The 13,685-nt window shown below is 70.5% G+C and carries 15 protein-coding genes and 1 tRNA gene; 10 read left to right on the top strand and 6 right to left on the bottom strand.

Features of this window, described 5'->3' with window-relative positions; genetic code table 11:
• Positions 1-6: 6 nt before the first annotated feature.
• The 3 genes from ACIDOCELLA78_RS85330 to ACIDOCELLA78_RS85320 form a co-directional block, all read right to left on the bottom strand.
• On the bottom strand, positions 7-339 hold the full coding sequence (locus ACIDOCELLA78_RS85330) for a helix-turn-helix domain-containing protein (protein WP_201728110.1): 333 nt from the start codon (positions 337-339) through the stop codon (positions 7-9).
• Positions 340-617: 278 nt separating this feature from the next.
• Positions 618-1,865 carry a transcription antitermination factor NusB gene (locus ACIDOCELLA78_RS85325; RefSeq protein ID WP_249675322.1) on the bottom strand — a complete coding sequence of 416 codons (1,248 nt, stop codon included), beginning with the start codon at positions 1,863-1,865 and terminating at the stop codon, positions 618-620.
• Between the two features lie 31 nt (positions 1,866-1,896).
• Positions 1,897-1,972, bottom strand: a tRNA-Ala gene (locus ACIDOCELLA78_RS85320).
• A 119-nt stretch (positions 1,973-2,091) separates the two neighbouring features.
• On the opposite strand from ACIDOCELLA78_RS85320, the gene ACIDOCELLA78_RS85315 reads away from it, so the two are divergent.
• Both ACIDOCELLA78_RS85315 and folD read left to right on the top strand, forming a co-directional pair.
• Positions 2,092-2,397, top strand: coding sequence for a YggT family protein (locus tag ACIDOCELLA78_RS85315; protein WP_201728108.1), 306 nt, complete (start codon positions 2,092-2,094; stop codon positions 2,395-2,397).
• A gap of 8 nt (positions 2,398-2,405) precedes the next feature.
• Positions 2,406-3,248: a bifunctional methylenetetrahydrofolate dehydrogenase/methenyltetrahydrofolate cyclohydrolase FolD gene (folD, locus tag ACIDOCELLA78_RS85310; RefSeq protein WP_201728143.1), complete on the top strand. Its 843-nt coding sequence runs from the start codon at positions 2,406-2,408 to the stop codon at positions 3,246-3,248.
• 36 nt (positions 3,249-3,284) lie between these two features.
• Here the strand turns inward: folD and ACIDOCELLA78_RS85305 are convergent, their stop codons facing one another.
• Positions 3,285-4,547, bottom strand: coding sequence for a lytic transglycosylase domain-containing protein (locus ACIDOCELLA78_RS85305; RefSeq protein WP_249675319.1), 1,263 nt, complete (start codon positions 4,545-4,547; stop codon positions 3,285-3,287).
• A 176-nt stretch (positions 4,548-4,723) separates the two neighbouring features.
• Here ACIDOCELLA78_RS85305 and ACIDOCELLA78_RS85300 point away from each other — a divergent pair, with 176 nt between their 5' ends.
• Both ACIDOCELLA78_RS85300 and ACIDOCELLA78_RS85295 read left to right on the top strand, forming a co-directional pair.
• Entirely contained in the window at positions 4,724-5,056 is a 333-nt protein-coding gene (locus ACIDOCELLA78_RS85300) for a hypothetical protein (RefSeq protein ID WP_249675314.1), read from the top strand.
• Between the two features lie 101 nt (positions 5,057-5,157).
• Entirely contained in the window at positions 5,158-6,126 is a 969-nt protein-coding gene (locus tag ACIDOCELLA78_RS85295; protein WP_201728107.1) for an aldo/keto reductase, read from the top strand.
• Positions 6,127-6,192: 66 nt separating this feature from the next.
• On the opposite strand, the gene folE is transcribed toward ACIDOCELLA78_RS85295, so the two are convergent.
• Positions 6,193-6,831 carry a GTP cyclohydrolase I FolE gene (gene folE, locus ACIDOCELLA78_RS85290; protein ID WP_201728106.1) on the bottom strand — a complete coding sequence of 213 codons (639 nt, stop codon included), beginning with the start codon at positions 6,829-6,831 and terminating at the stop codon, positions 6,193-6,195.
• Between the two features lie 149 nt (positions 6,832-6,980).
• On the bottom strand, positions 6,981-7,409 hold the full coding sequence (gene apaG, locus ACIDOCELLA78_RS85285) for a Co2+/Mg2+ efflux protein ApaG (RefSeq protein WP_201728105.1): 429 nt from the start codon (positions 7,407-7,409) through the stop codon (positions 6,981-6,983).
• A gap of 134 nt (positions 7,410-7,543) precedes the next feature.
• Between apaG and ACIDOCELLA78_RS85280 the strand changes: the two genes are divergently transcribed.
• From ACIDOCELLA78_RS85280 to grxD, 6 genes are all read left to right on the top strand, one after another.
• Positions 7,544-9,238: a hypothetical protein gene (locus ACIDOCELLA78_RS85280; protein ID WP_201728104.1), complete on the top strand. Its 1,695-nt coding sequence runs from the start codon at positions 7,544-7,546 to the stop codon at positions 9,236-9,238.
• Between the two features lie 11 nt (positions 9,239-9,249).
• Positions 9,250-10,110, top strand: a complete 861-nt coding sequence (locus tag ACIDOCELLA78_RS85275; RefSeq protein ID WP_201728103.1) for a 4-(cytidine 5'-diphospho)-2-C-methyl-D-erythritol kinase — start codon at positions 9,250-9,252, stop codon at positions 10,108-10,110.
• Between the two features lie 67 nt (positions 10,111-10,177).
• Positions 10,178-10,873 (top strand): phosphoribosylformylglycinamidine synthase subunit PurQ, encoded by a 696-nt coding sequence (purQ, locus tag ACIDOCELLA78_RS85270; RefSeq protein ID WP_201728102.1) that lies wholly within the window; start codon positions 10,178-10,180, stop codon positions 10,871-10,873.
• A complete protein-coding gene (gene purL / locus ACIDOCELLA78_RS85265) occupies positions 10,870-13,053 on the top strand; it encodes a phosphoribosylformylglycinamidine synthase subunit PurL (protein ID WP_201728101.1) in 2,184 nt (727 codons plus the stop codon). The genes purQ and purL overlap by 4 nt, the downstream gene beginning before the upstream one ends.
• Before the next feature lie 17 nt (positions 13,054-13,070).
• On the top strand, positions 13,071-13,304 hold the full coding sequence (locus ACIDOCELLA78_RS85260; RefSeq protein WP_007423628.1) for a BolA family protein: 234 nt from the start codon (positions 13,071-13,073) through the stop codon (positions 13,302-13,304).
• 32 nt (positions 13,305-13,336) lie between these two features.
• Positions 13,337-13,684, top strand: a complete 348-nt coding sequence (gene grxD, locus ACIDOCELLA78_RS85255) for a Grx4 family monothiol glutaredoxin (protein WP_201728100.1) — start codon at positions 13,337-13,339, stop codon at positions 13,682-13,684.
• Position 13,685 lies beyond the last annotated feature (1 nt).

Raw genomic sequence — 13,685 nt, 5'->3', positions numbered from 1 at the left:
CCGGTCTCAGCCGCGGGCGAGCCGCTTCGCGGTGCGCAGCAGGATCTGCCGGTCCTCCGCGGCACAGGCGCGGTAAAGCCGCATCAGCGCCAGTTCGTCGCCTTGCAGCGAGCCGGTCTCCCCGGAGACGAGATAGGCAATCGAGGTGCCGAGAACCTTGGCGATCCGTTCAAGATTCTCCCGAACCTGCCCGGCCCGGTCGGTTTCCCATTGCGCAATCGCCGAGCGCGACACGCCAAGCTGGGACGCGAATTCGTCCTGGGTGAGATTGTTCGCCAGCCGGAGAGCACGGATCCTCTGCCCGACCGATTCCGGTGGTGCCTGTTTCTTCGTTGCCATGCGCTCACCATAACGGCAAGGTTACGTCAACGCCAGTTCCACCATGCGATTTACGCCAAAAAAATGTTAAGAAATATAGTTTTTAGCGTCAGTGTGCGTGATATTCACGTTATTCTATGTCATTTGTGTCAAAAAATTAAAATTGAGATCTTCCGTGCTGTTTTCACGTGCGGCAAATGTCCCAATGCCCGCCATCCGATACGCTTGGCCACCCTGTTAACGCGACCGGCGCCGCCGCCCGACCCTCGCCGATGCCACGCCGACAGCCGGCCTGACAGTCAGCGCCGCAGCCGCGCGATGAAAAACCCGTCCATCCCACCGCGGTCGGCCCACATGCCGGGATGGGTGGCGACATCGCCCTCCGCCGTCACCGCCGCCTCCAGCCCGGGCACCTCCGCAGGGAAGATGGGCGCCCGCCGCAGCCCGAGCCGCGCCATGGCGGCTTCAATTCGCGCGGCACCCTCCTCCGGTTGCAGCGAGCACACGGCGTAGACCAGCGTTCCCCCCGGCGCGAGCATCGCCACGGCGGCATCGAGCAGTTGGTCCTGCATGGCCGCGCAAGCCTCGATGTCGCGGGGCCGCCGCAGATGCACGATTTCCGGATGCCGGCGGATCGTGCCCGTCGCCGAACACGGCGCATCCAGCAGGATCGCGTCGAAGGGCGCCGCCGGCCGCCAGTTCAGCGCGTCCGCCGCGATCGTCTCCGCCGCGAACCCGAGTCGCCCGAGATTTTCCCGCAGCCGGCCCAGCCGGCGCGCATCGCGGTCCAGCGCCGTCACCCGTGCGCCCGAAGCGGCGAGCTGCGCCGTCTTTCCGCCCGGGGCTGCGCAGAGATCGAGCACGCGCCGCCCGGCGACATCGCCGAGCAGCCGCGCCGGCAGCGCCGCCGCCGCGTCCTGCACCCAGAGCGTGCCCGCGGCGTAGCCGTAAAGCTGGGTCACGTCGGTTCCCGCCGGCAGCCGCACCGATCCGCTCGGCAGCCGCTCGCCGCCCTCAGGCATCGCGACGCCGTCCTTCAGCGTCAGGTCGAGCGGCGCCTCGGCCTGATGCGCGGTGGCGATCGCCCGCGCCGCCGCCCCCCACGAGGCCCAGAGCCAGGCCGGCGTGTCCAGCCGCGGCGAATCGAGCGCCTCCAGCGCCGCCGCCCCCTCGGCGCTCACCTTGCGCAGCACCGCGTTCACCAGCCCGGCGAACTTGCCGAGCCCGCGCGCATGCGCGAGCCCCACCGCGGTACTCACCGCCGCGTGCGCCGGCGCGCCGAGCAGCACGAGCTGTGCGGCGCCGATCCGCAGCATATGCCGCACCGCCGGAGGCGGCGCCCGCCTCAGATGGGTTTCAAGAACAGCATCGAGGCTGCCGAGCCGCCGCAGCACGGCGGCCGCGATCCGGTGCGCCGCCGCACGATCGCGTGGGGCGATGTCCGGCAGTCCGGCGAGTGCGACGTCCAGCGGCACGCGCCGGTCCAGAACGGCGGACAGCAATACGAACGCCGCATCGCGGGTCGGGTCGGCCCCTGTCTTGCTCATGCGCACCATGCAACTTTGGGGAAAAACGGGATGGTGGAGCTGAGGGGAATCGAACCCCTGACCTCCTCATTGCGAACGAGGCGCTCTCCCAACTGAGCTACAGCCCCATCCCTGTTGCGGCCAATCGCGCACCCTGAGCCGGAAGTCAAGCCATCAAAGCCGCCTTGTCACGTTGCGCGAAACGCCATGCTTCGCTAACCCGGCAGCGAACCCCCAGGAGGTGACGATGCTCGGATCGGTATTCTGGCTCCTCGACGAGGCGATCCAGATCTATGTCTACATCATGATCGCAGCGGCGATCTTCAGCTGGCTGATGGCGTTCGGCGTGCTCGATACCCGCAACCACATCGTCTACCGGATCGAGGAATTCCTCCTCCGCGCGACCGAACCCTTCCTCGCGCCGTTCCGTCGCTTCATCCCGGCGATCGGCGGGATCGACATTTCCTTCATCGTCGGGTTCCTGCTGCTGCGCGCATTGCAGATCTTCCTCGCCGGGCTTTATGCCCATCTCGCCGTGATGGGCTACCGGTGAGCGGCGCGGTGTCCGCCCGCATCATCGACGGCAAGGCCGTCGCCGCATCCCTGCGCGCCGAGGTCGCCGCCCGCGCCGCCGCGCTGCCCTACACGCCCGGCCTCGTCGTCGTGCTCGTCGGCGAAGACCCGGCGAGCCAAGTCTACGTGCGCAACAAGGAGCGCGCGGCAACGGCGGCCGGCATCGCCGGCGAAACCATCCGCCTGCCCGCGACCACAAGCCAGGCCGAGCTTCTCGCCGTGATCGACCGCCTCAACCGCGATGCGGCTGTGGATGGCATCCTCGTCCAGCTCCCCCTGCCGGCCGGGCTCGATGCCGGGGCGGTCATCCGCGCGATCGACCCGGCCAAGGATGTCGACGGCTTCCACCCCGACAATGTCGCCGCCCTCGCGCTCGGCGCGCCCTTTCTCGTGCCCTGCACTCCGCGCGGCGTGATGAAGCTGCTCGATGCCGCCGGCATCGCCCCGCGCGGCGCCCGCGCCGTGGTGCTCGGCCGTTCCAACATCGTCGGTCGGCCGATGGCCGCGCTGCTGCTCGCCGCCGATGCCACCGTCACCATCGCGCATTCCCGCACCCGCGATCTGCCGGCCGAATGCCGCCGCGCCGATATCCTCGTCGCCGCGGTCGGCCGCGCCGAAATGGTCAAGGGCGACTGGATCGCCCCTGGCGCGACAGTCATCGATGTTGGCATCAACCGCACGGCGGCGGGCGGGCTGGTCGGCGATGTCGCTTACGCGGAAGCCGCCGCGGTTGCTGGCGCGATCACGCCGGTTCCCGGCGGCGTCGGCCCGATGACCATTGCCTGCCTGCTGGAAAACACCCTGATCGCCGCCGCTTCCCGCCGCTTCTGACCCCGAGTCGGAGGGGCGTGGCTCAGGCCTTGCGCGTCACGGCGCGCCCGGCGCGACCAGCGCGCAGCCGGTCGGCCCGCCGCGCAGCGCGTGGCAGGCATTCACCGCCGTGTCATGCGGCAGGTCAACGAACCGGGCGCGATAGAACCGCCCGTGCGCCGTCGCCACCGGTTCGACCACCGGCTGCGCCCTGATCAGCATCGCCACCGCGGCCAGCTCGGCGATGCCGAGCGCCGCCTTGGCGTGGGCCGGCGTGTCGTAGGCGCCGACCTGTATGCTCCAGCGCCCGCCGCCCAGCGTCCGCGTCGTCGCCGCCGCGTGAGCCGCCGCCAGCCGCATCGTCGCATGCGCCGATGCCGGCACCACGGGCGGTGTCGGCCGTGGCGCCGGCATGCGCTGCGCCGGGGCGGGCGCCGTCACCGGTGGCCCATCCAGTACCGGGGTCGCCGCCTCGGCCGAGGGGATCAGCGAAAACCCGCCAAAAACATCATGCCGTCGCGCCGGTGGCCGCCCGCGCGCGGCGATGGGCGCGGGCGCTGGTGCTGGCGAGCGGTTTTGCCGCATCGCGAGCTGCGCCTCGTTCAGCCGCGAGGTCGCCGCCTCGTCGGCGCCCGGCCGCATGCCAGCCGGAATCCGCGCCGGAAGCTGGTTCATCGCCACGGCCTCCGCCCCGGAGGTTCCTGCCGGGTACACGCCGGCGATCCGCGGGGCGATCATCGCGACATAGTGCCGCGTCTCCGCCGGCAGGGGCTGGCGATAGTCGAGATAGTCGTCGAGCCGCCCCGGTCCCGCGTTGTAGGCGGCCAGGAAGCCGGGCGAGCCGTAGATCTCGTACATCTGATGGATGTACGCAGTCCCGGCCATGATGTTGTCGCGCGGGTTGAACGGGTCCGGCCCCAGCCCGTAGCGGGCCGCCATTTCCTGGTAGGTCTGCGGTTCGAGCTGCATCAGCCCCATCGCCCCGGCGCTGGAGACGGTGAGATGCCCGTTCATGTATTCATGACCGCCGGATTCGACGCGCATCACCTCGCGGATCCATTTCGCCGGCACGTCGAACCGGGTCGAGGCCTGCACGATATAGGGACCCCACGGGTCGCCCGGCGGCCCCGGCGGCCGGTAATCGGCCGGCGCGTTGGCGGCGTAGCGCGCGGCGAGCTGGCTCGGGCTCAGGCTGGCCTGGTGCGACGAACACGCGGCGAGGAGCGCGAGCGCCGAGAGCCCGGCAAGCTGGCCGAGCCGGCGGCGCCACTGGCGGGGCATGACCGGCGCGCGCGGGGCGGGGGTGAACGCAGTGGTCAACGCATGTCTCCCATCGCAGAAGCGGGGCGGCGCGCGGCGGCGGCCTGAGTTGCCCCTTGCGCCGGAAGCCTCGACCGGCACATGAAATTCATCCCATAAGCGCTTAACTTATAGCCGATTTCAAGGCAACATGATTCTGCGCGCCGTGGTGTCGGTCCGCGCCCGGAGGCCAGTTCATGAGATTTGTCCCGCCGCCCGTCCTGCTGCCCCTCCTTGTTCTCTGCCTTGCCGGTTGCGCCACGAATGTCCAGCCGCCGCCCCGCGCCGCCGGCCTCGCCGGCGAGGTGGTGGCGGTTCGCCCCGTCGCCCCTGGGGCGCGCCGCCTCGTGCTCGGCGCGCTCGGGGTCGACACCACACCCTCCGCCGCGCCGGCCAGCGAATATATCGTCCGTCTCGGCGATGGCAGTGTCGTCTCCGTGGTCGAGCCGGGGATGCCCACCTTGCGCCGCGGCGCCGCGGTACGCCTGATCGAGACCGATCCGCCGCGATTGCTGCCCGCTTCGCCCTGACCCCGGCGCCTTGCCGTGCAGTCACCGCTTGCCAAGCGGTGGCGCGCTTCCCAATTCCCGTTCCTGACACACCGCATCGGCCGCAACTCCGGGGAGGGGCGATGAACGAACGCAGGCTGGGCAGATCGCTGGTCGTCTCCGCGCTGGGCTTCGGCTGCATGGCCCTGGCCGGACCTGATGCCGCCGCCGAGGCGCTGGTTCGCCGCGCCGTCGAGCGCGGTGTCAGCTTCTTCGATACCGCCGATGTCTATGGTCTCGGCGCCAGCGAAAGCCTGCTCGGGCGCTGCCTCGCGCCGGTCCGCGATCAGGTCGTGCTGGCCACCAAATCCGGCATCCGCCGCGCGCCTGACGGCGCCTTTCTCGGCATCGACGGCTCGCCCGCCCATCTGCGCGCCAGTTGCGAGGCCAGCCTGCGCCGCCTTGGCACCGGCACGATCGACCTGCTGATCCTCCACCGTATCGATCCCGCCATTCCGGTCGAGGAATCGGTGGGCGAGATGTCCCGCCTTGTCGCCGAAGGCAAGGTGCGGTTCCTCGGCCTGTCCGAGGCGGCGCCGGACACCATCCGCCGTGCCCATGCCACTCATCGCCTCGCCGCGGTCGAGAGCGAATACTCGCTCTTGACCCGCGACCCCGAGGGCGAAACGCTGGCCTGCCTGCGCGCGCTGAATATCGGCTTCATCGCCGCCTCGCCACTTGCCCGCGGCCTGCTCACAGGCACGCTGCACCGGCCTGAAGACCTGCCCGAGGCCGATGCGAGGCGCGCCCAGCCGCGCTTCTTCGCCGAGAATTTCGCCCGCAACGTCGCCCTCGTTCGCATCGTCGAGGATATGGCGCACCGCCTGCGCTGCACCCCGGCACAGCTGGCGCTCGCCTTCCTTCTCGCTCAGGGCAGCGACGTGGTGCCGATTCCCGGACCGTGCTCGGAGGCGGAATTCGATGAAAACATTGGCGCGCTCGAGGTTCCGCTCTCGGCCGAGGATCTCGGCCGTCTCGTCCGGGCGGTGCCGCCAGGCGCTGCCGCAGGCGCCCGCCAGGTGCCCGAGCAGATGGCGACGCTCGGGCGCTGAGGCGACCGGCCTGCGCGCGTCCCGGTGCCGCCAGCTACGGCGTCGCGCGCGCCTCTCCTTGCGCGGTCAGGTCTCGAAGCCGGTGCAGCGCCGTCCCTGGATCATCGCGAGAAATTCCCGCCGCGTCGAGGCGTCGTCGCGGAACGCGCCGAGCATCCGGCTCGTCACCATCGAAACGCCGGGCTTGTGCACCCCGCGGGTCGACATGCACTCGTGCCCCGCCTCGATCACCACGGCGACGCCGCGCGGCTGCAACACCTCGTTGATCGTGTTGGCGATCTGCGCCGTCAGCTTCTCCTGGATCTGCAGTCGCCGCGCATAGGCATCCACCACGCGGGCGAGCTTGCTGATCCCCACCACCCGCCGGTTCGGCAGATAGGCGACATGCGCCACCCCGATGATCGGCACCATGTGATGCTCGCAATGCGACTCGACGCGGATGTCGCGCAGCAACACCATCTCGTCATAGCCCTCGGTTTCTTCGAAGGTGCGCGAGAGAATCGCCTCCGGATCTTCGCGATAGCCGCGGAAGAAATCCTCATAGGCGCGGGCCACGCGGGCGGGCGTGTCGATCACGCCTTCGCGGGTCGCGTCGTCTCCGGCCCAGCGGATCAGGGTGCGGATGGCTGCCTCGGCCTCCTCGCGGCTGGGGCGGTCGTCATGGACGGTGTTGTCGAGCTGGTGCGGCGGCGTGCGGATATCCACGGGTTTGTCTCCCTTATTGTCGGGCACGGCCGTCATCCAGCCGCTGAATGAGACCGGATATGGTCGGGGATTCCATCCCTGCAACCCGCGCGCGCATCATCGTGTGCCGTCATCGCGCCATTGGGCGGGCGCGAGGCGCATCCGCCGCCTCAGTGCAGCCGGTGGTCGGCGTGCGGGCTGTCGAGGCTGAAGCCCGGCGTCGGCACGTCGAACTCCTCGCCGCTATCCACCGCGACCATGTGAAAAATCCCCGACATGAAGCCCGAGGGCGTTTCCAGCGGTGTGCCCGAAGTGTATTCGAACGTGTCGCCGGGGTCGAGCACCGGCTGCTCGCCCACCACACCCGGTCCGTGAACGTGCTGGACATGGCCGGTGGCATCGGTGATCGTCCAGGTCCGGCGCAAGAGCTGTGCCGTCACCTGCCCGACATTCTCGATCCGCACCTGATAGGCCCAGACGAAATGACGGTCGTCCGGGCGCGACTGATCTTCAAGGAAGATGGCCCGGATGCTGACCTTGATCCTGGCATCTTCGTTGACGAACAGGTCGCCGGTCTGGTGAACGCGTCGGGTCGTCATGGCGTCGCCGCTATCGTCTCCTATGGCCGCTTCCCGACCTTCATCAATTTGTAAACCCCGCCACGGCGGAGGACAAGCCGTGCCCCCATTCCCCCGGGCGTGACCGCGCGGCGGATCGGGAGTAGGTAGGCGCCATGCACAGGCTTTCGGTCGCGGCGCTGCGCCGCGCGCTCACCCGCCGCGGCGCCGCCGCCCTTGCCTTCTGTCTTGCCGCCGGCGCGGCCGTCCCCGGCGCGTGTGCCGCTTCGCCGGACCTGCCGGCGCTGCGCGCGCCCTATGGCGCCTACATGGCCGGCGCCTATGCCGCCCAGACCGGCGACAACGAGGCCGCGGCGCATTATTTCGGCGCCGCCCTCGCGCGCGACCCCGGCAATGCCGCCCTTGCCAGCCAGTCCTTTCTCAGCGCCCTGCTGGCTGGCCGGCCTGACGCGGCGCGGCTTGCCGTCCGCCTGCCGGGCGACCCGCTCGCCGCCATGACCCTGGCCGATGCCGCGGTTCGCCGGGGCGACTGGAAAGCCGCCGCCGCCCATTTCGCCAGCCTCCCCGCCGAAGGGCTGACCGGACTGGTCCGGCCGCTGCTGCTCGCCTGGTGCGAGGCGGGCGACGCCGACTACGGCGCCGCCATCGCGCGTCTCGGCCGCGCCGCGCAGGCCGGCGCCTTCGCCCCGATCGACCACCTGAACGCGGCCCTCATCGCCGACATGGCAGGGCGTGAGGCGCAGGCGGCCCGGCTCTATGCCGTTACCGCCGCCACCAGCGCCGGGCCGCCCAGCCTGCGGCTTGCCCAGGCGCTGGCCAGCTTCGCCGCACGCGGCGGCCATCCCGCCCAGGCCCGCGCCATTCTCGCCGCGCTCGTCGCCGCCCATCCCGATCTCGGCATTGCCCTGTCCGCGCTCGAACGCGCCGCCGCCACCCCGGTCATCGGTTCCGCCGGTGACGGCATCGCCGAGGCCTATCTGACCCTCGCCGGCACGATAAACCGCCGGCAGGACCCGCTGCTTCGCCGCCTCCTGCTCCGCTTCGCGCTGCGCCTGCGCCCGAACCTTGCCGCCGCCCGCATGCTCGCCGCCGATGACGATGTGCAGGACAAGCACCCCCACGCCGCCGCGGCGCTGCTCGCCGCCATCCCTCCAGATGATCCGCTCTACGCGCCCGCCCTGCTTCAGCGCGCCAACATCCTGATCGGCCTCGGCCAGGGGCGTCCGCTGCTGTCGGCGCTGGCGGCGCTGGCCAAAGCCCATCCGCGCGCCACCGAACCGCTCGCCCTCGCCGCGGATATCGAACGCGCCGCCGGCGACAACGCCGCCGCCATCCGCCTGTCCACCGCCGCGATCGCCCGCGCCGGCCAGCCGCTGCCGGCCCGCGCCTGGTCGCTGTTCTACGCCCGCGCCATCGCCGAGGATCATGCCGGCCAGTGGAAACCCGCCGAGGCCGATCTGCACGAGGCGCTCGCCCTGTCGCCCGGCCAGCCTTTCGTGCTCAACTATCTGGCCTATTCCTGGGCCCTGCGCGGCGAGCGCCTGGCCGAGGCCGAGCGGATGCTGCGCCAGGCCCTCGCCGTCGATCCGCGCGAGGGCGCGATCATCGACAGTCTCGGCTATGTCCTGCTGCGCGAGGGCAAGCTCGCCGAAGCGACGACGACGCAGATCCACGCCGTCCACCTCGCCCCGGACGATCCCGAGGTGAACGCCCACCTCGCCGACATCTATGCCGCCGCCGGTCACCGTCTCGCCGCCGAGCACCAGTGGGAGCGCGCGCTCTCCCTGCATCCCGACGCGAAGCTGCGCGCCCGCATCGAGGCCCGGCTCAAGGCCGCCGCCGCAAGCTGAGAGACCCCGACATGACCGACGCTGCCCCCGGCTTCGCCTGCGCGAAGGTGAACCTCCATCTCCATGTCACCGGCCGGCGGGCCGATGGCTACCACCTGCTCGACAGTCTCGTGGTCTTTCCGCCGGTCGGCGACGAACTGGCGATCGCGCCCGCCGCCGGCCTGTCGCTTGCGGTCGATGGCCCCTTCGCTGCGGCGCTGTCCGGCGAGGATGACAATCTCGTCCTCCGTGCCGCGTCCCGCTTCGCCGTGCATGCCGGCCGCGCGCCGGAGGCCGCCTTCCGCCTGACCAAGTCGCTGCCCGTCGCCTCGGGCATCGGCGGCGGCTCGGCCGATGCCGCGGCGGCGCTGCGCCTGCTCGCGGCGCGCTGGAACGTGCCCATCCCGCCCGATCTCGCTCTCGGCCTCGGCGCCGATGTTCCGGTCTGCCTCGCCCGGCGCCCGGCGCGGATGTCCGGCATCGGCGAGATCCTCGCCCCCGCGCCCGCGCTGCCGCCCTTCGGCCTGCTGCTGGTCAATCCCGGTATCGCGGTCTCGACCCCGGCCATTTTCCGCGCCCGCGCCGGCGGGTTTTCGCCCCCGGCGGTGCTGCCCGCGCGCTGGCCGACCGCCGCGCGCATGGCGACCGACCTCGCCCGCCTCGGCAACGACCTGCAATCCGCCGCCATCACCCTCGCGCCCGTCATCGCTGAGGTGCTCGCCGCCATCGCGGTCTCCGACTCCTGCCTGCTGGCGCGGATGAGCGGCTCGGGGGCGACCTGTTTCGGCGTGTTTCCCGATGCCGAGGCCGCCCGCCGCGCCGCCGTCCGCCTCAACCGCGCGGATTGGTGGTGCTGGGGCGGCGAGGGGCAGATGGCGCCGGCGCAGGGCTGAACCCGCACGCCCCCGGTTGCATCCCCCGCCCGGGACGGGCAAGACGCGGCAAGACGGAGCACGAACCATGCGCGCAGGCATCATCCTCTTCCCCGGCATCAACCGCGAACGCGACATCGCCATCGCCCTCGAGGCGAGCCTAGGCGCCAGGCCGCGCCTCGTCTGGCACCGCGAGACCGACCTCGCCGGGCTCGACCTCGTGGTGATCCCCGGCGGCTTCTCCTATGGCGATTACCTGCGCTGCGGCGCGATGGCGGCGCAGTCCCCGGTGATGCGCGCCGTGGTCGAGCACGCGAAGCGCGGCGGCTACGTGCTCGGCGTCTGCAACGGCTTCCAGATCCTCACCGAGGCGCAGCTTCTCCCCGGCGCGCTGCTGCGCAATGCCGGGCTGCGTTTCCTCTCGATGGACTGCCGCCTCCGCGTCGAGCGCAACGACACGGTCTTCGCCGGCCGGTATGACAAGGGCGCTGTCTTCCGCGCCCCGATGGCGCATGGCGACGGCAACTACATCGCCGATTCCGAAACGCTCGACCGTCTGGAAGGCGAGGGGCTGGTTGCCTTCCGCTATGTCGATGCGACCGGTGCCGCGACGGAAGCCGCCAATCTCAACGGCTCCGCCCGCAACATCGCCGGCATCTACGCCCCCGGCCTGCGCATTCTCGGCCTGATGCCGCACCCGGAAAACCTGGTCGACCCGGCTACCGGCGGCATCGACGGCAAACCCCTGTTCGACAGTCTCAACGCCATCGGGAGGGCGGCATGAACCCCACGGTGATCGACGCCGCGCTGGCCCGCTCCTTTGGTCTGGCCGCCGAGGAATACGACCGCGTCCTCGCCATCATGGGCCGGGTGCCGACGCTCACCGAGCTCGGCATCTTCTCGGTCATGTGGTCCGAGCACTGCTCCTACAAATCCTCCCGCATCTGGCTGAAAACGCTGCCGACCACCGCCCCCTGGGTCATCCACGGCCCCGGCGAGAATGCCGGCGTGGTCGATATCGGCGAGGGCAGGGCGGCGATCTTCAAGATGGAGAGCCACAACCACCCGAGCTTCATCGAGCCCTACCAGGGGGCCGCGACCGGCGTCGGCGGCATCCTGCGCGACGTCTTCACCATGGGGGCCCGCCCGGTCGCCAACCTCAACGCCCTGCGCTTCGGCGACCCGTCGCTGCCGGTGACGAAGCGCGTGGTCGATGGCGTGGTCCGCGGCATCGGCGGCTACGGCAACTGCGTCGGCGTGCCCACCGTCGGCGGCGAGACCAATTTCCACCCCTCCTACAACGGCAATCCGCTGGTCAACGCGATGACCGTCGGCATCGCCGATCAAGACCGCATCTTCCTCTCCGCCGCCGCCGGAATCGGCAACCCGGTCGTCTATGTCGGCTCGAAGACGGGGCGCGACGGCATCCACGGCGCCACTATGGCCTCCGCCGAATTCGGCGCCGACGCCGAGGAAAAGCGCCCCACCGTGCAGGTCGGCGACCCCTTCATCGAGAAGCTGCTGATCGAGGCCTGCCTCGAACTGATGGCGACCGACGCCATCGTCGCGATTCAGGACATGGGCGCCGCCGGCCTCACCTCCTCCTCGGTCGAGATGGCGGGGAAGGGCGGCGTCGGCATCGAGCTTGAGCTTGATGCCGTCCCCCAGCGCGAGACCGGCATGTCCGCCTACGAGATGATGCTCTCCGAAAGCCAGGAGCGCATGCTGATCGTCCTCCAGCCCGGCCGCGAGGCCATGGCCCGCGCCATCTTCGAGAAATGGGAGCTGGACTTCGCCGTCATCGGCCGCATCACCGATACCGGCCGCATCGTGGTGCGCCATCAGGGCCGCACCGAGGCGGATATCGAGCTTGCCCCGCTGGCCGATCAGGCGCCGCTCTACGAGCGCCCCTGGGTGGAACCCGCGAAACCCGCCCCGCTTGGCCCGGTCGAAAGCCCGGTCGCGCCCGGCGCCGCCCTGCTCGCCCTCATCGGCTGCCCCGACCTCGCCTCCCGCGCCTGGATCTGGAACCAGTATGACGGCACCGTCGGCGGGCAGACGCTGCGCCGCCCCGGCCAGGCCGACGCCGCCATCGTCCGCATCGAGGGTAGCCGCCGCGCCCTCGCACTCACCACCGATTGCACGCCGCGCTACTGCGTCGCCGACCCCGAGACCGGCGGCGCGCAGGCCGTCGTCGAATCCTGGCGCAACATCACCGCGACCGGCGCCACCCCCCTCGCGGTGACCGACAACCTGAATTTCGGCAACCCAGAAAAACCCGCGATCATGGGCCAGATCGTCGCCGCCATCCGCGGCATGGGCGAAGCCTGCCGCGCGCTCGACTACCCGATCGTCTCCGGCAACGTCTCCCTCTACAACGAGACCGAAGGCACCGCGATCCTGCCCACCCCGGCGATCGGCGGCCTCGGCGTCATCGAGGATGGCGCCGCCGCCACCGGCATCGCCCTCGCCCCCGGCCTCGACCTCGTGCTGATTGGCGAGACAGGCGGCGAGCTTGGCGCCTCGCTCTTCCTTCGCGAAATCCTCCACCGCGAGGACGGCGCGCCGCCCGCGCTCGACCTCGCGGCCGAGAAGCGCAATGGCGATTTCGTCCGCAGCCAGATCCGCGCCGGCGCCATCGCCGCCTGCCACGACGTGTCGGATGGCGGCCTGCTCGTCGCCCTCGCCGAAATGGCGCTCGCCGGCGACACCGGCATCGCCCTGGCCGCGATCCCCGAAACCCTCGCCCCGCACGCATTCTGGTTCGGCGAGGATCAGGCCCGCTACGTCGCGGCGACGGAAGATGGCCCCGCCCTGCTCGCCGCGGCCGCTGCCGCCGGCATTCCCGCCCGCGCCCTCGGCCGCAGCGGCGGCGATCATTTGACAGGCCCGGACGGCATCGCCATATCAATATCGGAAATCCGTGCCGCGCACGAAGCCTTCTTCGCGCGCTGGTTCGCCTGAACGACGAGGACAATCCCATGGCCATGTCGGCCGCCGAAATCGAGGACATGATCAAGTCCGCCCTGCCGGACGCGCGGATTACCGTGGAAGACCTCGCCGGCGATGGCGAGCACTATGCCGCCACCGTCGTCAGCGAGCAGTTCCGCGGCCTCTCGCGGGTGCGCCAGCATCAGCTCGTCTATGCCGCCCTGCAAGGGCGGATGGGCGGCGTGCTGCACGCCCTCGCGTTGCAGACCTCGGCGCCCGAGTAACGCCGGCGCCCTTTTTCCCCAGGAGATACCCCATGAGCCAGGCCACCGAAAATCAGGCCTTCGCCAGCATCAAGACCGCCGTCGACGAAAACCCCGTCATGCTCTTCATGAAGGGCACGGCGATGTTCCCGCAATGCGGCTTCTCCGCCCGTGTGGTGCAGATCCTCACCCACATGGGCGTCCCCTTCAAGACCGCGAACGTGCTCGAAGACCCCGAGCTGCGCGATGGAATCAAGCAGTTCTCCAACTGGCCGACCATTCCGCAGCTCTACGTCAAGGGTGAGTTCGTCGGCGGCTGCGACATCGTGACCGAAATGTTCCAGTCGGGCGAATTGCAGACCCTGTTCGACCAGAACGGGATCGCCAAGACCGGCGCCTGAG

It is taken from the genome of Acidocella sp. C78 (assembly GCF_907164655.1).
Note: the sequence above shows the minus strand (reverse complement) of the source record. Positions and strands in the feature narration are given on the sequence as shown.

Excerpts from the sequence above, each read along its gene's own strand:
- grxD (WP_201728100.1), top strand. The coding sequence starts at position 13,337 with ATGAGCCAGGCCACCGAAAATCAGGCCTTCGCCAGCATCAAGACCGCC.
- ACIDOCELLA78_RS85300 (WP_249675314.1), top strand. The coding sequence starts at position 4,724 with ATGAGATTTGTCCCGCCGCCCGTCCTGCTGCCCCTCCTTGTTCTCTGC.
- ACIDOCELLA78_RS85315 (WP_201728108.1), top strand. The coding sequence starts at position 2,092 with ATGCTCGGATCGGTATTCTGGCTCCTCGACGAGGCGATCCAGATCTAT.
- purL (WP_201728101.1), top strand. The coding sequence starts at position 10,870 with ATGAACCCCACGGTGATCGACGCCGCGCTGGCCCGCTCCTTTGGTCTG.
- ACIDOCELLA78_RS85260 (WP_007423628.1), top strand. The coding sequence starts at position 13,071 with ATGGCCATGTCGGCCGCCGAAATCGAGGACATGATCAAGTCCGCCCTG.
- apaG (WP_201728105.1), bottom strand. The coding sequence starts at position 7,409 with ATGACGACCCGACGCGTTCACCAGACCGGCGACCTGTTCGTCAACGAA.
- ACIDOCELLA78_RS85280 (WP_201728104.1), top strand. The coding sequence starts at position 7,544 with ATGCACAGGCTTTCGGTCGCGGCGCTGCGCCGCGCGCTCACCCGCCGC.
- ACIDOCELLA78_RS85275 (WP_201728103.1), top strand. The coding sequence starts at position 9,250 with ATGACCGACGCTGCCCCCGGCTTCGCCTGCGCGAAGGTGAACCTCCAT.
- ACIDOCELLA78_RS85295 (WP_201728107.1), top strand. The coding sequence starts at position 5,158 with ATGAACGAACGCAGGCTGGGCAGATCGCTGGTCGTCTCCGCGCTGGGC.
- purQ (WP_201728102.1), top strand. The coding sequence starts at position 10,178 with ATGCGCGCAGGCATCATCCTCTTCCCCGGCATCAACCGCGAACGCGAC.
- ACIDOCELLA78_RS85330 (WP_201728110.1), bottom strand. The coding sequence starts at position 339 with ATGGCAACGAAGAAACAGGCACCACCGGAATCGGTCGGGCAGAGGATC.
- ACIDOCELLA78_RS85325 (WP_249675322.1), bottom strand. The coding sequence starts at position 1,865 with ATGAGCAAGACAGGGGCCGACCCGACCCGCGATGCGGCGTTCGTATTG.